14 protein-coding genes are annotated in these 18,607 nt (G+C 68.0%); 7 read left to right on the top strand and 7 right to left on the bottom strand.

The features are described 5' to 3' along the window. The 7 genes from BMZ38_RS11330 to gshB form a co-directional block, all read right to left on the bottom strand. On the bottom strand, positions 1-239 hold a 239-nt coding region (locus BMZ38_RS11330; RefSeq protein WP_175484750.1), incomplete at its 3' end, for a transposase family protein. A 128-nt stretch (positions 240-367) separates the two neighbouring features. Further along, positions 368-2,140, bottom strand: a complete 1,773-nt coding sequence (locus tag BMZ38_RS11325; protein WP_091337442.1) for a hypothetical protein — start codon at positions 2,138-2,140, stop codon at positions 368-370. Between the two features lie 97 nt (positions 2,141-2,237). Beyond that, entirely contained in the window at positions 2,238-3,164 is a 927-nt protein-coding gene (locus tag BMZ38_RS11320; RefSeq protein ID WP_091337508.1) for an aspartate carbamoyltransferase catalytic subunit, read from the bottom strand. Positions 3,165-3,204: 40 nt separating this feature from the next. After that, complete coding sequence (ruvX, locus tag BMZ38_RS11315; RefSeq protein WP_091337440.1) at positions 3,205-3,645, bottom strand: Holliday junction resolvase RuvX; 441 nt, start codon at positions 3,643-3,645, stop codon at positions 3,205-3,207. Positions 3,646-3,682: 37 nt separating this feature from the next. Next, complete coding sequence (locus BMZ38_RS11310) at positions 3,683-4,255, bottom strand: YqgE/AlgH family protein (RefSeq protein WP_091337439.1); 573 nt, start codon at positions 4,253-4,255, stop codon at positions 3,683-3,685. Positions 4,256-4,360: 105 nt separating this feature from the next. Next, the gene (locus tag BMZ38_RS11305; RefSeq protein ID WP_091337437.1) at positions 4,361-5,224 is read right to left on the bottom strand and encodes an energy transducer TonB; all 864 of its coding nucleotides are present in this window, start codon (positions 5,222-5,224) and stop codon (positions 4,361-4,363) included. Then, positions 5,221-6,183, bottom strand: a complete 963-nt coding sequence (gene gshB / locus BMZ38_RS11300; protein ID WP_091337435.1) for a glutathione synthase — start codon at positions 6,181-6,183, stop codon at positions 5,221-5,223. The genes BMZ38_RS11305 and gshB overlap by 4 nt, the downstream gene beginning before the upstream one ends. A gap of 377 nt (positions 6,184-6,560) precedes the next feature. Here gshB and pilG point away from each other — a divergent pair, with 377 nt between their 5' ends. The 7 genes from pilG to BMZ38_RS11265 all read left to right on the top strand — a co-directional run bounded on the left by pilG (position 6,561) and on the right by BMZ38_RS11265 (position 18,401). Next, on the top strand, positions 6,561-6,917 hold the full coding sequence (pilG, locus tag BMZ38_RS11295; RefSeq protein WP_091337506.1) for a twitching motility response regulator PilG: 357 nt from the start codon (positions 6,561-6,563) through the stop codon (positions 6,915-6,917). Between the two features lie 36 nt (positions 6,918-6,953). Beyond that, the gene (locus tag BMZ38_RS11290; protein ID WP_091337433.1) at positions 6,954-7,325 is read left to right on the top strand and encodes a response regulator; all 372 of its coding nucleotides are present in this window, start codon (positions 6,954-6,956) and stop codon (positions 7,323-7,325) included. Then, complete coding sequence (locus tag BMZ38_RS11285; RefSeq protein WP_091337431.1) at positions 7,322-7,867, top strand: chemotaxis protein CheW; 546 nt, start codon at positions 7,322-7,324, stop codon at positions 7,865-7,867. Before BMZ38_RS11290 ends, BMZ38_RS11285 begins: the two co-directional genes overlap by 4 nt. Before the next feature lie 119 nt (positions 7,868-7,986). After that, the gene (locus BMZ38_RS11280; protein WP_091337429.1) at positions 7,987-10,017 is read left to right on the top strand and encodes a methyl-accepting chemotaxis protein; all 2,031 of its coding nucleotides are present in this window, start codon (positions 7,987-7,989) and stop codon (positions 10,015-10,017) included. 77 nt (positions 10,018-10,094) lie between these two features. Further along, positions 10,095-16,178, top strand: a complete 6,084-nt coding sequence (locus tag BMZ38_RS11275) for an Hpt domain-containing protein (protein ID WP_091337426.1) — start codon at positions 10,095-10,097, stop codon at positions 16,176-16,178. After that, the gene (locus BMZ38_RS11270; protein ID WP_091337423.1) at positions 16,171-17,928 is read left to right on the top strand and encodes a chemotaxis protein CheB; all 1,758 of its coding nucleotides are present in this window, start codon (positions 16,171-16,173) and stop codon (positions 17,926-17,928) included. The genes BMZ38_RS11275 and BMZ38_RS11270 overlap by 8 nt, the downstream gene beginning before the upstream one ends. Continuing rightward, positions 17,925-18,401, top strand: a complete 477-nt coding sequence (locus BMZ38_RS11265) for a chemotaxis protein CheW (RefSeq protein ID WP_091337421.1) — start codon at positions 17,925-17,927, stop codon at positions 18,399-18,401. Before BMZ38_RS11270 ends, BMZ38_RS11265 begins: the two co-directional genes overlap by 4 nt. Positions 18,402-18,607: the final 206 nt, after the last annotated feature.

Genomic DNA, 18,607 nt, shown 5'->3' with positions numbered 1-18,607 from the left:
CGTCGGCGCGGCACCACGAGCACGACCCGAAGCGCAAACAGCGGAAGGTCACGCACCCGGCGAACGGTCGTCTCATGGACCTGCCGGCATCGGTTGCCGCAATGCGCGCAATGCATCGTTTTGGCGGACGGCTTCAGGTGGATCATCACCGTGCGGCTCTCGCCCTCCGGCCACACGACCCGCTCCACCCGGTATCCCTTCCAGCCACCCAGCGCCTCGATCGTCTTCCGATCCAGCATGGAACGTCCCTTAGACCTCTCTCGAAAGGTCTAAGTTATCGATGCTAGGGAAAACGCTCCACGGAAACCTGCGAAGAACCCAAAAAAAGGGCGCCCGGGGGCGCCCTTGATGTCACGATGGATGCGGCTTACTTCAGCGTCGTCTCGCTGGTGATGACCAACCCCTGGCTGTCCACGCGGGCCTCCGCGTCCATGTCCTGGATGCGCGCGGCCTGCGCCCGCATCGCATCGAACTGGGCCTTGCTGCGCGCGTCGCCAGCGGCCTTGTCGGCCTGGTCCTGCGCGCCGGACTCATCCTTGGCCAGCGCTGCCGCAGCAGCAGTAAGAGTGTCGGCTTTCTGCTGCATCAGGTTGATCCAGTCGAGGTACATCTGACCGCTCAGGTGCATGCGGAGCATCTGGCCCGCATTGCCGGCCGGTGCCTTGAGCGCGTCGGCGAGCCGGGCGTCCTCGCCCGCGCCGATGCCCAAGCCCAGGCTTTTCGGCCCCATCGCCAGCCAGGCAGGCTGGCCGAACATGTTGGCCAGGGTGGGCGGCAGGGCCACCGGCTTGCCGTCGCTGGCGAGCTTCAGCTGCGCCAGCGCCGGGGTCATCATCTGTCCCATCGCCAGCAGGCCGGCCGGGTTGCTCGTGCCCAGCACCAGGCGGCCGGTGAACTGGGGCATGGCGCTGCCGTTGCCGGGGGTGAAGCTGTCCAGCGACAGGCCTACACCAAGCAGGTCGCCGAACGGCGGGATCGCCGCCTTCTGCATGCTTGGCCCGAGCTTGGCGAAGCCGTCGTTGAGGTCAGCCAGCGCAGGGCAGGTGAACGGATTGGCCACCACGGCATCGGCCTGGGCGCTCCAGAAGGTGCGCAACTGCGCCACCGGCAAGCCCAGGAAGAACTCGAACGGCGAGCTGGGCTGCGTTGCACCGAGTCCCGGCAGTTCGACCGTCAGGCCGTTGAAGGCCTGGGTGATGTCACTGGCCAGCGCCACGTCCCAGCGCATGTCCTGGTGCTTGGCTTCCAGCCGGGTGTAGCCGAAGCTCAGCTCCGGCACGCGGCTGGCGATGCGCGTGGCATCGGCCTGGCAGCTGGCCGGGATCTGCAACTGGTTGGCCACCGGCTCGCCGGTCTTGGCCGACTCGGCCTGCGCGCGGGCCTTGAACAGGGCGCCGAACAACGGGTCCTTGCCGCTGGCTGCCAGCGGCAGGGCGCGGGCCAAGTCGAGCTCGCCCACCGCCCATTTCTGGTAGCCCTTGGCCTTGGCGAGCTTCTCCAGCCGACCGTCGTCCTGCAGGTTCTTGGCCGGGCGGTCCAGGCCCAATGCCTGGCGCAGCAGCGGCTGGCTGGCGTCGGCCGGCAGGATCGCGGCGACCGCCTGCTTGCCCACCACGGCCAGGATCAGCTCGGTGCCGGTCGCCGCGGAGACGTGGCGGCGGTAGCTCTGCTTGCCGACGCTGGCGACGTCGAGCTTCTTGCCGTAGGCGGCCTCCAGGCGCCCTACGAAGGCATCGAACGCGTTGGCGTCGCTCAGCTGGAAGCGCAGTACTGGCGCCAGCCCCAGGCCGTAGAGCGCCGAGTAGCCCTTGAGGTCCAGGCCAGCGTTCTGCGCGAAGCTTTCGATGTTCTTGCCGTCGAGTTCCTTGGCGAAGGCGCGCAGCAGGTTGGCGCTGTCCGGATCCTTGGCGGCCATCTCGTCGGCGGCGGCATGCAACTGGGCCAGTTCCGCCGGCAATTGAGCATCGGCTTGGGCGAGCAAAGCGGCGCGGGTGTCGTCGTCCAGCACGTCCAGGTTGGCCACCACGTAGGGCGTGTCCGCGGGGACAAAGGCCAGCGGAGCGTTCTTGTCCTTGTGTCCGCAGGCCGCCAGCAGCAGGCCGGCAAAGGCCAGCGCGAGGGTGCGCGTCGTCGATCGCATGGGTTTCGATTCCCTGAAAAAGAAGAAAGGCGCGGCCATTATGCCGCGCCCGCAGGATGCGCTGAATGTGCCGTCGAGGCCGCTGGCGGTGGCGTGCTCAGCGGCCGAGCAGTTCGCCCAGCACCGCCATGCGCACGAATACGCCGTTGCCGACCTGTTCGAGGATCTTCGACTGGGCACCGTCGGCAACCTCCGAAGCGATTTCCACGCCGCGGTTGATCGGCCCCGGATGCATCACCAGGCAGCCCTTGGCGGCGCGCGCCAGGCGGCGGGTATCCAGGCCGTAGCGGGCGAAGTAGGCGGCCTCGTCGGGAAGTTCGGTTGCGCTCATGCGTTCCTTCTGCAGGCGCAGCATGATGGCCGCGTCGGCGCCCCCGATCGCCTCGTCGAAGTCTTCGACGAAGGTGCAGCGGGGGAACTCTTCCTGCGTGGGCATCAGCGGCGCCGGGCCGCACAGGCGGATCTCCCGCACGCCCATCGCGGTGAGTGCCTGCACGTCGGAGCGCGCCACGCGCGAATGCTTGATGTCGCCGCAGATCACCACCGCCAGGTTCTCGAAATCCGGTCGGTGCTCACGGATCGTCATCACGTCGAGCAGCCCCTGGGTGGGATGGGCACGATTGCCGTCGCCCGCATTGATGACCGAAACGCCGCTCATGGCGTGGCGCACCAGCTCTTCCGGCGTGCCGGAGACCTTGTGGCGCACCACGATCGCGTCCAGGTGCATGGCCTCGAGCGTATGGAGCGTGTCGAACAGCTCTTCACCCTTGGAGGTGGAAGAGAAGCCGATGTCGAAGTTGATCACGTCGGCGCCCAACCGGCGCGCAGCCAGCTCGAACGAGGTGCGCGTGCGCGTGGACGGCTCGAAGAACAGGTTGAGTACGGTACGCCCGGCGAGCAGGTCCAGCTTGCGGGTGCCGTGGGCGCAGGCGTCGCGCATGGACAGGGCGCGGTCGAGCAAGCGCTCGATGCAGCTGCGCGGGAGGTTTTCCAGCGTGGTCAGGTGGCGCAGGCGCGAGTGCATGGCGGGCGGTTCGAACGAGCGGGATGAGATGAACATGCGGTCAGCCAGGCAGGGTCGGGTCGGGGGCGGCGGCAAGCCAGCGTTCCAGGATCACGGCGGCAGCCTCGGCGTCGATCGAAGCCGCGTCACTGCGGCGTCGTGTGCCGGCGGCGCGCGCCTGGGCGAAGCGCTGCGCGGCTTCCTGGGAGCTGTGCTGTTCGTCGACCAGCGCCACCGGCGCGTGATAGCGCTCGCGCAGGTGCTCGGCGAAACGGCGGGCGAGCCGGGTGGCTGGCTGGATGGTGCCGTCGGGTGCCAGCGGCAGACCCACCACCAGCGTCTCGGGCAACCATTGCTTCTGCAGGGCGTCGAGCTGTGTCCAGTCCGGTCCGTTCTCGTGGACCGGCACCACGGCCAGCGCTCGGGCGCTTGCGGTGATCCGGTTGCCGACGGCCACGCCTATCAGCTTGCTGCCGACATCGAAGCCAAGCACGCAACTCATGCGCGTCGGCCGGCGCGGGCAATGGAGCGCGTTCCGCTCATGCGTGGCCGGCGTAGCCGGGAAGCTGCAGCGGATCGACGCCGACCAGGCCCGCGGCGGCGCTCCAGCGTTCCTCCAGCGGCGTGTGGAACATCACCCGCTCGTTGGCCTCGGCGGTGAGCCAGCTGTTGTCCTTCAGTTCCTGCTCCAGTTGGCCGGCGCTCCAGCCGGCATAGCCAAGAGCCATCAGTGCATCCTGTGGGCCTTCGCCGGCAGCCATGGCGACCAGAATGTCGCGCGAGGTGGTCACTGACCACTCGGCGTTGATGCGGTAGCTCGACTCCCAGTGCCCATGCTCGCGATGCAGCACGAAGCCACGCTCCTGCTGTACCGGGCCGCCGATCAGCACTGGCCGGTCGGCCAGTTCCTGGTCGGAGCAGTCGAGCTTCAGCTGCGCCAGCACATCGCCGAGGCGGTATTCGGAAAGCCGGTTGACCAGCAGCCCGACCGCGCCGTCCTCGTCGTGCTGGCAGAGGAAGGCTACGCTGCGCGAGAACGGCGGCTCGGCCAGGCTCGGCATGGCGATCAGGAAATGTCCGGCGAGGGTCTGCGGGTTGAGGACGGCGCTCATGCGGCCATTGTAATGCGGCGGGAGGGCGTCCGTTGTAGCGCGGGCGATGTGAAGCGGCCGCGTGGGCTTGGCCTTGATTGCGCCTGCCGCGAGCGTGCCGCGATCTTACTTGTTGCGCAGCACGTTGCCCGGCAGGAACTGCCAGGTCCGGGTGATGTAGAGCTCGTCGACGTGGTTCTCGTCCGGGATCGGCGGGAACGGCGCGGACAGCCGCACGATGCGCACGGCGGCTTTGTCCAGCACCGGTTCGCCGGAACTGCGGATCACGTCGATCGCCTTGACGCTGCCGTCCCGGCGCAGGGTGACCGTCAGCTCGAGCTCGCCATGCAGGTTGTGGCGACGGGCCTCTTCCGGATAGTTGAGGTTGCCGATGCGCTCGATGCGGTCCACCCAGCCGCGCATGTAGGCGGCATAGACGTATTCCTTGGTATTGGCCGAGATGAACTTCTTCTTCGGGCGCTTGGCGTAGGCCTCGGTGCGGTGGCGTACCTCGGCGGCGAGCTGGGCCATTTCCTGGCGCCGGCGCATTTCGTCGGCGGTCGGCGTTTCCTGCGTCTCGCGCGTCGGGCGCGCATCGTCACTGGTCACGCTGAAGTCGCTGTGTCCGCTGGTGGTGATGCGGCGGGCCGGCGTGGCTTGCTGCGGGCGCGGCACTGTGGCCTCGACCGGCTGCGATGCGGTGCCCGGCGTGGGCCGGGGCAGCGCGCCGGAGAACGGCTGCGAGGGCCGCGCGGCATGCTCGCTCTGGCCGCCACCCTGGTTGTTCGCCTGGGCGAGGAAGTTTGCCTTGTCCGGTGCCTCTCGGTTGGCCACGTCGACCAGGGTGACGTCCAGCGTCGGCAAGCCCGGCTTCGGTCTGACGAAATGAAAGGTCAGCCCGAGCAGCAACACACCGTGCAGCAACAGAGAGAACAGCAGGGTCGCCCCGATTGCATCAGGGGCCTCCGGGCGGCGGACGGTTGCACTCACGCAGGAACGTTCTCGATCGCATCGAACAGCATTCCGGCGATATTAAGCCCGAACTGCGCGTCCAGCTCGCGCACACAGGTCGGGGATGTGACGTTGATCTCGGTGAGGTAGTCGCCGATCACATCCAGCCCGACGAAACGCAGCCCGCGACGGCGCAATTCGGGCCCCACCTGGGCCGCGATCCAGCGGTCGCGTTCGCTGAGCGGCACGCCTTCGCCCCGCCCGCCGGCCGCCAGGTTGCCGCGGAATTCGTCGCCCTGGGGAATGCGGGCCAGCGCATAGGGCACGGGCTCGCCATCGATCAGCAGGACGCGCTTGTCCCCCGCGCTGATCTGGGGAATGAACTTCTGCGCCACGGTGAACTGGCGCCCCTGGCCGCTGGAGCTTCCGCCGACCAGCGTTTCGAGCATGGAATTGAGGTTGGGGTCGCCGGCCTTGACACGGAAGATGCCGCGCCCGCCCATGCCGTCCAGCGGCTTGAGCACCACCTCTCCGTGTTCCGCCACGAACCGGCGCAGTTCCGCAGGGTCACGCGCCACCAGCGTCGGCGCCATGCACTGCGGGAAATGCAGCGTGAATACCTTCTCGTTGCAGTCACGCAGGGCGCGCGGGTCGTTGACGACCTGCACGCCATCGCGCTGGGCGGCCTCCACAACCATGGTGTCGTAGATGAACTGGGCATCGACCGGCGGGTCCTTACGCATCAGGACCAGGTCCATCTCGCGCAGATCGCGCCACTGCGCCGGGCCCAGCTCGTACCAGTTGGCCGGGTCGTCGCGGACGGCCAGGGGCGCCAGCCGCGCGTGCGCCACGCCATCGCGCAGCGAAAGGTCGCCCTGCTCCATGTAGAAAAGCGCATGCCCGCGGCGCTGGGCCTCGAGCAGCATGGCGAAGGTGGTGTCCTTGGCAATCTTGATGGTGCGGATGGGATCCATCAGCACGGCAACCGAAAGCGGCATGAAAAATGCTCCGTGGCGGGAGGGGCGCGAGCCGGTGTGGTCTTGGGGCGGCGTACGCGGACCAGGATGGTCGCCGAGGGCGCGCGCAGCGGCAAGTTCTGACGCGCTCGCTCAAGAACTGACGTGTTTGCCGATAGTCACAGGAAGCCGTTGCAATGCCTTCATTTTGCTTGACGTCGCTGCGGCCAGGCGGTAAACAGCAACGCATTGTGTGCGTTGCCGGCAATCGGGACGCAACCATTGAACAAGTTGCGGTTTTTTCTGCATACGGGTCGGCATCCGCCCGGCCCGTGTGCCTTACCTGAGCCTCGGGCGGGCAGCAGGGGGGTTGAGTGAACTTGAATACGAGCGACAACGGCTTGGCCGGTCTGAAGGTCATGGTGATCGATGACTCCAAGACCATCCGGCGCACGGCCGAAACCTTGCTCAAGAAGGAAGGCTGCGATGTGCTCACGGCGGTCGACGGCTTCGAGGCGCTGGCGAAGATCTCCGACCAGAAGCCGGCCATCATCTTCGTCGACATCATGATGCCGCGCCTGGACGGCTACCAGACCTGCGCGCTGATCAAGAACAACCCGCAGTTCCGCGCCACGCCGGTGATCATGCTGAGTTCCAAGGACGGCCTCTTCGACAAGGCGCGCGGCCGCATCGTCGGCGCCGAGCAATACCTGACCAAGCCGTTCACCCGCGACGAACTGCTTGGGGCCATCCATCGTCACGTCAGCACGGTCTGAAAAGCCGCTGACTGCAGCGTCTTATAGGGGAGACCTGTGGCAAAGATTCTCATCATCGACGACTCGCCGACCGACGTGCGCGTGTTCACCACGCTGCTCGAGAAGGCTGGCTACGCGGTCGCCGCCGTCAGCACCGCCGAGGAAGGCATCGAGCGCGTCCGCGCCGAGCTGCCGGACCTGGTCATCATGGACGTCATCATGCCGGGCATGAACGGCTTCCAGGCCACGCGTACGCTCACCCGCGACCCGGTCACCTCGAACGTGCCGATCGTGATGATCACCACCAAGTCGATGGAAACCGATCGCGTCTGGGGCCTGCGCCAGGGCGCGCGCGCGTTCATCACCAAGCCGGTCAACGAGAAGGAATTGCTGACCTGCATCAACGATCTGCTGCCGAGCGCGGCATGAGCGACACCGCCAACCTCACCCCGTTCGAGCTGCTGGCGCGCTACGAGCGCCTGTCGCTGGCGCACGCGCAGGACGTGCAGGACCGGATGGAGGCGCCGGGCCTGTGGCGCGGCATCGGCTACCGCGTCGGTTCGCGGCTGTTCGTCAGTGCGATCGACGAGATCAACGAGCTGCTGGCGGTGCCGGTACTCACGCCCGTGCCGCTGACCCAGCCGTGGCTGCTGGGTGTGGCCAACGTGCGCGGCAACCTGGTGCCGGTGATCGATTTCAACCGATTTCTGTTCGGCGAGCGTACCCAGCCGACCGAGCGCACGCGCCTGCTGATCGTGCGCCAGGGCGGCGGCAGCGTGGCGCTGATGGTCGACGAGGTGTTCGGCCAGCGCACGGTGGACGAGGAGCAGCGCCGTGAGTCGATCGCCGAGGACGATCCGCGGCTGACCCGCTTCGTCGGCGACCGCGTGGTCGTGGGCGAGCAGCGGTTGGGCGTATTCAGCATGAACCGGCTCGTGCGCGCGCCGGACTTCCGTCAGGCCGCGGCCTGAAGGCGGAGCAATACGTAGGGCCGGTGCCGGACGTGGCCGGAAACCAGGGGCGAGAGGTCCCGCCAGTGCGGCGCGGTTGAAGCGCAGCCGGTGGGATGGAAGACGGACGAGGTGTAACGATGAGCACTACAGGGGGCATCGGCAAGGAACGGGGCTATACCGGCCTGATCGTCCTGCTGCTGATCGCGATCGGTTTCGCGGCACTGGACTTTTTCCTGCTGAACCAGAAGAACGGCGAGGACCGCCAGGCCAGCGCACTGACCACGCAGATCCAGGTGCTGTCGCAGCAGACGGCCAAGTACGCCCTCGAGGCCGCCGACGGCAACGTCGACTCCTTCAAGGAGCTGGAGAGCACCCGCAACGCGATCGACTCGGCCGTGCAGAGGCTGGCCAAGGGCGATCTCAAGGGCGGCATGCAGGCCTATGGTGACAACAACGCGACGCCAGCCGGCCGCTCGGTGACCGCGCTGGTCAGCGCCTGGGGCCAGCTCGACAACGACATCCGCAAGATCCTGTCCAACAAGGCGGTGGTGCTCGATTCGGCGCAGCGCGCCGACAAGCTCTCCAAGGAGATGCCGCTGCTCAACTCGAGCATGGACCAGGTGACCAATATCCTGCAGCAGCGCAACGGCAGCGCCGAGCAGATGCTCGGTTCCTCGCGCCAGATGCTGTTGGCCGACCGCATGGTCCGCCGCGTGCAGGAGGTGCTGCAGGGCGGTGACTCGGCTCAGGCCGCGGCCGACGGCCTGGCCCGCGACGCGCAGCTCTACGGCACCGTGCTCAAGGGCCTGACCGACGGCAACCCCGAGGCCGGCGTCAAGGCGATGGGCGATGCCAATGCGCGCAAGATCCTCACCGACATGCAGGGCAACTGGGAAGCGCTGGCCGACCCGATCGCCAGGCTGGTGTCCGCTGCTGCACCCATCGCCGACGTGAAGAACGCAGGCAACCAGGCCTCGCTGGATTCGCAGAACGTGCTGTTGCGTGCCAACGAATTGTCCGACCAGATCGGCAAGCTGCCGTTCCGCCGATTGTTCCCGAACGTGTGGTGGGGCGTACTGGGCGCCGCCGGCGCCGTGGCCTTCGCGCTGCTGCTGGTGGTGACCCTGGTGCGCGACCAGCGCCGCCGCTTCCAGGACTCGACCGAGCTCAACCAGCGAAACCAGGAGGCGATCATGCGCCTGCTGGACGAAATGGGTTCGCTCGCCGAAGGCGACCTGACCGTCAAGACGACGGTGTCGGAGGACATCACCGGCGCCATCGCCGACTCGGTGAACTACGCCATCGACGAGCTGCGCACCCTGGTGACCACGATCAACGAGACCTCCGAGCAGGTGTCCTCGTCGGCGCAGGAAACCCAGACCACCGCGCGCCACCTGGCCGACGCGGCGCAGAGCCAGGCCGCGCGAATCTCCACCGCGACCTCGGCGATCAACCAGATCGCCAGCCTGATGGACAACGTCTCCAAGGACTCGGCCGAATCCGCCGACGTGGCCGAACGTTCGGTGCAGATCGCCTCGCGCGGCGCTGAAGTGGTGCGCGAGACCATCTCCGGCATGGACTCGATCCGCGACCAGATCCAGGAGACCTCCAAGCGCATCAAGCGCCTGGGCGAGTCCTCGCAGGAGATCGGCTCGATCGTGGAACTGATCAACGACATCGCCGAGCAGACCAACATCCTGGCGTTGAACGCGGCCATCCAGGCGGCCTCGGCCGGCGAGGCCGGACGCGGCTTCGCGGTGGTGGCGGACGAAGTGCAGCGCCTGGCGGAACGCTCCGCCAGCGCGACCAAGCGAATCGAAACGCTGGTGCAGACCATTCAGTCCGACACCAACGAAGCGGTGAACTCGATGGAGCAGACCACCGCCGAGGTGGTTGCCGGTGCGCGCCTGGCCGAGGACGCCGGCAGCGCGCTGGGCGATATCGAACGCGTGTCGCACGACCTGTCGGCACTGATTCAGAACATCTCCACCGCGGCGCGCCAGCAATCCGCGGCGGCCACCGACATTTCGCAGTCGATGAACGCGATCCAGGAAATCACTTCGCAGACCTCACAGGGCGCCAGCCAGACGGCCGACTCGATCGGTTACCTGGCGCAGCTGGCGAGCGATCTGCGGCGCTCGGTGGCGCACTTCAAGTTGCCGGGTTGATCAACGTTTACCGACAGGGGGCAACCTCGAACGGTCGCGCAATGCGCGTGTAGCGCGCAGCCGCTCAAGAGGGGCGCATGAGACTTCAAGACCACATCGATTTCACCACCCTGCAGTGGGTCAAGCCGGAGCTCGACGAGACCCTGGCGCAGGCCCGCGAGGCGCTGGAGTCCTACGTAGAGAATCCCGGCAAGCGCGAAGTCATGCGCGCCTGCGTGGATCATCTGCACCAGGTGCAGGGCACCCTGCGCATGGTCGAGCTCTACGGCGCGGCCATGGTCGCCGAGGAGATGGAGACGCTCGCCATCTGCCTGCTGGAAGACCACGTCCGCCAGCGCGAGGACGCCTTCGGCGCGCTGATGCGCGGCCTCATGCAGTTGCCCGACTACCTCGAACGCCTTTCCGGCGGCCACCGCGACGTGCCGGTGGTGCTGCTGCCGCTGCTCAACGACCTGCGTGCCAGCCGCGACCAGCAGGCGCTGTCCGAGGCGGCGCTGTTCAGCCCGAACCTGGAACAGGCATTGCCGGTGCAGGCACCTGGTGCGCAGGGCGAGGTCGACGTCGCCGCCCAGCGGGGTGCCATCACCACCCTGCGGCTGCAGTTCCAGCAACAGCTGCTGGCCTGGTTCCGCGGCCAGAACGCGGCACAGCAGCTGGTCGCCATGCGCGAGACGCTGCTGTCCATTGCCGGCCGCTGCTGGACCGTGCCGGGCCGTCGCCTGTGGTGGATCGCCGCCGGCGTGCTGGAAGGCCTCGAGCAGGGCATGCTCAAGAGCCATGCGGCCGAGATCCGCCAGCTGATCGGCAAGGTCGACCGCAACATCCGCCAGCTGGTCGAACAGGGCGAAGCCAGCCTGCGCGGCGGCGACGCCGACGAGCTCGCCAGCAAGCTGCTCTACATCCTGGCGCAGGCCCGCCAGGCCAGCCCGCAGATGGCGCTGCTGAAGCAGACCTACCGGCTCGACAGCCTGCTGCCGGACGCTGCCGAGCTAGAGCATGCTCGCGGCTCGATGGCGGGCCACAACCGTGCCCTGCTCGATTCGGTGTCCAAGGCGCTGAAGGAAGACCTGCTGCGCGTGAAGGAAGCGCTCGACCTGTTCCTGCGCCAGAGCGACGGCGACCCCGCGCAGCTGGCAGCGCAGGGTGAAGTGCTCGAGCGCGTGGGCGACACCCTGGGCATGCTGGCACTGGCCGTGCCGCGCCGCGTGGTGAACGAGCAGCGCCGCGTGCTGGAGGAGATCGCGCACAAGGTGCGTGCGCCGGAAGAAGGTGTGCTGCTCGACGTCGCCGGCGCGCTGCTGTACGTCGAGTCGTCGCTGGACGATCACATCGAAAGTCTGGGCGCCGAGGACAACCTGGCAAGCGAAACGCTGCCGGTCGAGGGCGAGGCCGTGCCGGCGCTGCCGCGCAGCGAGGCGCGCAGCATCCTGGCCACGCTGATGCAGGAAGCGATCGCCAACGCCGCCAAGGTGAAGGACGCCATCGTCGCTTTCGTCGAGGCCGGCTGGGACCATGCCCAGCTGCAGGGCACCCCGGCGCTGATGGATGAAGTGGCGGGTGCCATGCGCATGCTCTCCGCGCCGCGTCCCTCGGAGCTGGCCGAGGGTATCGGCCGCTTCATCGGCAACGAAATGCTCGCCGACCGGCGCGTGCCGGGCAGTGCGCAGATGGATCACCTGGCCGATGCGCTGGCCGCGCTGGAGTACTACCTGGAAGCCGCGCGCGAGCACCGCGGCGGTTTGGAGCACATCCTGGACGTCGCCGAGCACAGCCTGGGCTCGCTCGGCTACTGGCCGTTGCCTGCGGCGCGTGCCGCCGTCGCCTACGAGGCGCCGGTGCCGACTGCAGTGGCAGAACCGGCCGAGCCGTCGTTGTCCGAACCGGTCAGCCTGGCCGACGGGCACGGCCTGGACGATTTGCTGGTGGGCAGCAGCGAACCGCTGCAACCGGCCGCGCACGACCTGGCCGGCCTGCGCCTGGCGCAGACCGAGCCGCTCACCGCCTCGTCCGGTACGGACGGGGAGGGCGACTGGATCGAGATCGAGGAAGAGGTCCTCGAGGAAGTGCCGGCGGCCGATGCGCTGGCCGGCAGCGCCGGATTCCAGCTCGGCACCGAGGGCATCGACGACGACATCCGCGAGATCTTCCTGGAAGAGATGCAGGAAGAGATCGACAACCTGCGCGCGGCCGAACAAGCCTGGCTGGTCGATCCGGCGCAGCTGGCGGCGCTCACCCCGATCCGTCGCTCCTTCCACACGCTCAAGGGTTCCGGCCGCCTGGTCGGTGCCAGCGTGCTGGGCGAATTCGCCTGGAAGGTCGAGAACATGCTCAACCGCGTGCTGGATGCCACTATCCAGCCGCATGAGGGTGTGCAAGCGCTGGTCCATACTGCCATCGACGCGCTGCCGCAGTTGCTGGCCGCGCTGAAGGGCGAAGGCATGCCGACTGCGCCGCTGGCCGCCATCATGGCCACTGCCGAACGGCTCGCCGCTGGCGAGATGGCGCAGGTCAGCGACCACGCTCCGGCCGCCACCGAAACCGTGCGCCGAGTGGTGCGTCGCCGCGTTCCGCGCCTGGATGCGGCGATCGATGCCGTCCCGGTTGCAGCCCATACCGACCACACCGCGGCGGTCGACCTGCCGTCGGAGCCGCTCGAGTCGATCGCGCTCCCGGTCATGCCGCCGGTGGATCCGGTGCTGCTGGAAATCCTGCGCAGCGAAGTGGCGCAGTACCTGCAGGCGATCCGCGGAGCGCTGGCGCGTGCCGACGGCGAGTTGCGCATCGACGATGCGCTGCTGCGTGCCGTGCATACGCTGCACGGCGCCATCGCGATGGTCGACATCCCGTTGCTGACCCAGCTGCTGTCGCCGCTGGAAAGCCTGCTCAAGCGCCTGCGTGCCGTCGGCCAGCCCTTGTCGGAAGAGGGCACCGCCCTGCTCGCACAGTCGGCCGACGTGGTCGATCATGTGATGGCGCAGTTCGATGCCGTCGATCCGCAGCTGCCGTCGGTCGATGCGCTCACCGCGCGCCTGATCGAATTGCGAGACAGCCAGCCGGAACCGAAGGTCGCCCACGTACTGTTCGACCCGCACGCGGAAGAACTGTCCACCGAGTTGCCCGACGACGGCGCCGCCGCCGCGCTCGATGCCGGTCTGGACGACGCGCTCGGCGAGAGCGAGCCAGTCACCACGCATGAAGCAGACGAGCACGACGCCTATGCCGGCGAGTTGCTGGCGGCACTCGATGCATTCGACCTGGAGGCCGCCGAAGCTGCCTCCACGGATGTCGCACCCGTGGCTCATGCCGGACTGGCCGACGACGATCAGGGCCTGGCTGCATTGCTCGACAGTCTGTTGAACGAACCGGTCGACGGTCCGCCACTTGCCGTGGCCAACCTCGACGGAACTATTTCGGTGTCGGAGGGCGGCCTGGGCGGCATGCCCGAGCTGGCCGCCGAAGAAGCTGGTACGCCGGAGCAGCAGCTCCCTGGCGATTCGGAGGCCGAACTGGCCGCGGTGGCCCTGCCGCCGGAGGCCCTGGACGCGCCGAACGAGGATACCGACGCGCAAACCGCCGAGTTCGAGGCGCTTTCGACCGAAGTTGCAGAGCCGTGGGCGGCCGAACCGGACGCCGTTTCCGCCGAACCGTTCGTCGAGTCCGCCGGGGACACGCAGGAGCCGGTCGCGGCCGGGATGCCGGAAGTACCGGTCGTCAGCGTCGAGGCCACAGCAGAAACCGAACCGGTGGCGGCAGCGGATGCGCCACCGATGGACGATCGCACGCCTGCACAGCTCTGGGTCGGCCAAATCGATCCGGATCTGCTGGAAATCTTTACCGAGGAGGCGCACGAACTGCTCGATCACGCCGACGACCTGCTGGCCCAATGGCGTGCCGACCCGAGCGAAACGACGCACGCCGCCGGCGTGCAGCGTGACCTGCACACCCTCAAGGGCGGCGCACGCATCGCCGGCCTGGTACCCGTGGGCGACCTGACCCACGCCATCGAGACGCTGTTGGAAAAGCCGGTCGGCGAGCGTGACACCGCGCAACTCATCAGCGCGCTCGAGGCAGGCTTCGACACCCTGCACTCGCTGGTGCAGCGTGTCTCGCAGGGGCAGCCGATCGAATATCCGCAGGCGCTTATCGACAGCCTGCTGGCGATGGCCGGCCAGGAAACCCTCGCCGACGAAGGCAACGAGGCGTCCTCGGCGATGCCCTCGGCCAGACTGCCTGCCGCACCGCTGCCAGAGCTGCTGCCGGAGCTGCTGCCCGAACGCGAGGAAGAAGAAATCCGTTCCACTCAGGAACAGATCCGCGTCCGTGCAGAATTGCTCGACAACCTGGTGAACCACGCTGGCGAGGTTGCGATCTACCGCTCGCGCCTGGAGCAGCAGGTCGCCGGCTACCGCTTCAACCTGGTCGAGCTGGACCAGACCGTGCAGCGCCTGCGCAGCCAGCTGCGTATGCTCGAAATCGAGACCGAGGCGCAGATCATCGCGCGCTTTCAGCGCGAGCATCGCGAAGCCGGCATGGCGGTGTTCGACCCGCTCGAGCTCGACCGCTTCTCGCAGCTGCAGCAGTACTCGCGTGCGCTGGCCGAGTCGGTGTCCGACCTTGTCTCCATCCAGAACATGCTGGACGAGTTGACCCGCCAGTCCGAGACCCTGCTGATCCAGCAGTCGCGCGTCAGCGCCGAGTTGCAGGATGGCTTGCTGCGCACGCGCATGCTGCCGTTCGACACGATGGTGCCGAACCTGCGCCGCACGTTGCGGCAGGCCGCGCAGGAGGAGGGCAAGAGCGCCCAGCTATACGTCGAGGGCGCCCACGGCGAAATGGACCGCAACCTGCTCGACCGCATCAAGGCGCCGTTCGAGCACATGCTGCGCAATGCCATCGCGCACGGCATCGAGTCGCCGGCCGACCGCCGCAAGGCGGGCAAGCCGACCGAAGGCGCGGTTCGTATCCGCGTCGCCCGGGAAGCCACCGAAGTGGTAGTGCGGGTCAGCGACGACGGCGGTGGCCTGGATCGCGAGGCGATCCGCAAGCGCGCCATCGAGCGTGGCTTGCTGCGCGCTGACTCGCGTCCCAGCGACGACCAGTTGCTCAGCCTGATCACCCAGACCGGCTTCTCCACCGCCAGCCACGTCACCCAGCTCGCCGGTCGCGGCGTGGGCATGGACGTGGTGTCCAACGAGATCAAACAGCTGGGTGGCTCGCTGGCGATCGAGTCGCTGCCGGGCCAGGGCACCACCTTCATCCTGCGTCTGCCGTTCACCCTCGCGGTGACCCAGGCCATCGTGGTGCGCATCGGCGAGGCGACCTTCGCCATCCCGATGACCTCGGTGCAGGGCGTGGCCCGGATCAGCCCGGACGACCTCGCCGCACGCCTGGGCGAGGAGCGCCCGACCTTCGACTACAACGGCGAGGCGTACGGCATCCACGACCTGGCCGACCTGCTCGGCCTGCAGCCCAACCCGGTGATCGAGGAGGAACAGCTGCCGCTGCTGCTCACCCGCGCCGGCGACCTGCGCGCGGCGATCCGCATCGACGCGGTGATCGGCTCGCGCGAGATCGTGGTCAAGTCGGTCGGGCCACAGGTGAGCTCGGTGCCCGGCGTGCTCGGCGCCACCATCATGGGCGACGGTTCGGTGCTGATCATTCTCGACTTGCCGCCGCTGGTCCGCCACGGCATCGCCCGCCGCGAGCAGCGCCTGGCCGACGGCCTCAGCGCGGTCGCCTCGCCGTTGATCGAGGAGCAGCGCACCAAGCCGCTGGTCATGGTGGTCGACGACTCGATCACCATGCGCAAGGTCACCGGTCGCGTGCTGGAACGCCACGACTACGAAGTGGCCACCGCGAAGGACGGTGTCGACGCGATCGAGAAGCTCCACGACCGCGTGCCCGACCTGATGCTGCTGGACATCGAGATGCCGCGCATGGACGGCTACGAGCTGGCCACCCACATGAAGGGGGATCCGCGCCTGCGCGACGTGCCGATCATCATGATCACCTCGCGCACCGGCGACAAACATCGCCAGCGTGCCTTCGACATCGGCGTCGACCGCTACCTCGGCAAGCCGTACCAGGAAGTGGAGCTCCTGGCACAGATCGCCGAGGTGCTCGAGCAGCGTGCGATGGCGATGGAGGCGATCCATGGCTGAGGCGGTGCCGGCGGTCGCGCTGCTGTTCGACGACGCGGGTCTGGGTGAACAGCTGCGCAGTGCGTTGCAGGAACGCGGCGCGCGGATCGTGCACGAGGGCCCGCTCAAGGGGCTCAGCCGCGAGTTGCTGTCCTCGGTGGATGCCGACGTGCTGGTGGTCAACCTCGACGACGAGGACGACAGCGCGCTGGACCGCCTGGACGAAACCCTCGATGGCGAGCGTCCGCGAGTGGTTTTCAACGATGCCCAGGCCAGCCGTCGGCTGGACGGTTGGGACCGTGCCCGCTGGGCCCGTCACCTGGCCATGAAGGTGCTGGCGATGGGCGATGCCGACCCGCCGCGCCCGCCGGCGCCCGCCGAAGCTGCGGTCGAACCGGTGCCGGCTGCGTCGACGACGGCCGAGCCTGTGCTGGCTGACACCGCGGTTGCCGCCGAGGACGACATGCCGGCTGTCGAGGAGGAAGCGCGCCAGGCCGCTGTCTCCGAAACCCTTGCGGCCGAGCTGGAGGCCTTGCTGGCTTCCGACACGCCGGTCGAGGACGCCAGCGAATTCGGTTCGGGACTCAACTATTCGGCCGGTGAGGGCGCTGCCTTGCACGACGGGGCCATCGGCGAGCCCGCCTTCCCCGAAATAGCTGCCCCCGCGGCGACTGTTGAAGCGCACGACAGCGTCGAAGCCTTCCTGGAGGACGAATCGGCCGTCCTTGCGGACGTGGTGCAACCCATGGAAGCAGATTGGGCGGTCGCCGAGCGACAAGAGCCCTCCGCTCTCGAAGCTGCCATGGGAGTGGTGGCCGAGCCTGGCGCGACGTCGCCGGCGCACGCCTCTTTCAAGATCGACCATCTGTCACTGGCGCCGGTCGGCGAAGAGACTGTCTCGACTGTGATACGCACGGCGGAGCCTCCGTCTGTGGCTTCGCGACTGTCCGACAGCTGGGCCCTGCTCGACGACGGCGAGCCGGCTGCGACGCCGGCGGCCACGGCCGAGCGCATGGATCCGGCCGACTTCGGCATCGAGAAAGTCAGCGCCTCGGACTATCTGGCGCCGGATGCCAGTGAAGACGAATCGCCGATCCTGCCGGGGCTGAGCCTCGAGCTGGTTTCGCTGGAGGAAGCCATTGCACCGCAGAATTTCGAGCCTGCGCACGAAATGGTGCTCGAGGTGCCGGTGAGCGTGCTGCCCCGCGTGGTCGTACTCGGCGCCACGACCGAGAGCACCGCTTCGGTGGGCGAGTTCCTGGCTGCGCTGCCCGCGGGCCTGCGTGCCGTTGTGCTGCATACCCAGCACCTGGCGGGCCGTCCTGCCGACGGGTTGGTGGAGTATTTCTCCTCGCAGTGCTCGCTGCCGGTCCGACTGGCCGAGCCGGGCCTGCGCGCCCGTGTCGGCGAAATCCTGGTGGTGCCGTCCGATCGGCAGGTCAGCCTGCGTCGTGACGGTTCGGTCCAGTTGCAGCCGATCGAGGCGGGCTCTACCCACGTGCCGTCGATCGACGCCAGCTTCTCGCAGGCTGCGGACACATTCGGCCGTGACGTGGTGGCCATCGTGTTTGCCGGCCGCTCCACCGACGCAGTCGCGGGTTGCCAGGCGGTGCACGATCGCGGTGGCCAGGTCTGGGTCGAGGCGAGTGGCGGCACGCATGCGGCCGACATGGTCAGCGGGGTGCTGGCCGAAAACCTGTCCCATCTTGCCGGTACGCCTGCCGAACTGGCGGCGCGCCTGGCCGAGCTCTTTTCGGAAGGTCAGCCATGAGCGAACAACTCCTGCCGCGCGAAATCCGCTGCGTCCTGGTGCCGGTAGGCCAGCTGCGCCTGCTGCTGCCCAATGCCACCGTGGCCGAAGTCATCACCCTGCCGACACCCGAGCCGGTCGAAGGCGCCCCCGAGTGGCTGCTCGGCCGCATTGCCTGGCGCGGATGGCGCGTGCCACTGGTGTCTTTCACCAAGCTCGCCGGCGCGCCTGAGGGGGACGCCGAACTGGCCGTGCGCGTGGCCGTGTTGAAGGCCTTGGGCAACAACGCCAGGCTGCCTTTCATCGCGGTCGTGACCCAGGGTTTCCCACGCCTGACCACGCTCAATGCCGAGTTGATCATCCCGACGCACGATGGTGCGCCGTTGCCGCCTGGCGTGAAGGCGCAGGTGCTGGTGCGCGACGACATCGCGGTGATTCCCGACCTGGAAGGCATCGAGGGCGAGCTTACCCAGATGCTCGATCTCGCCAGCTGATCGAGTGGGTCGGCTGGGCGCGGGCGGCATCGAGCTCGGCTTGTCTGCGATCGGCGTGGCCTGCTGGTAAGCGGCTATCCTCGAAACAACCGCCACTGCGGCTGTTGCAGCCAGCGTGCCGTTCCCTTCAGCAACGACGGGCGATTTTTCCCGCGGCTTGGTCGAAGGGCTCGAGCAGCATGCCGTGATCGCCGCTCCGGCACCTC

Origin of the sequence: Frateuria terrea (assembly GCF_900115705.1) — a bacterium.
Classification (GTDB): domain Bacteria; phylum Pseudomonadota; class Gammaproteobacteria; order Xanthomonadales; family Rhodanobacteraceae; genus Frateuria_A; species Frateuria_A terrea.
This window is presented reverse-complemented; position numbering and strand designations above follow the sequence as displayed.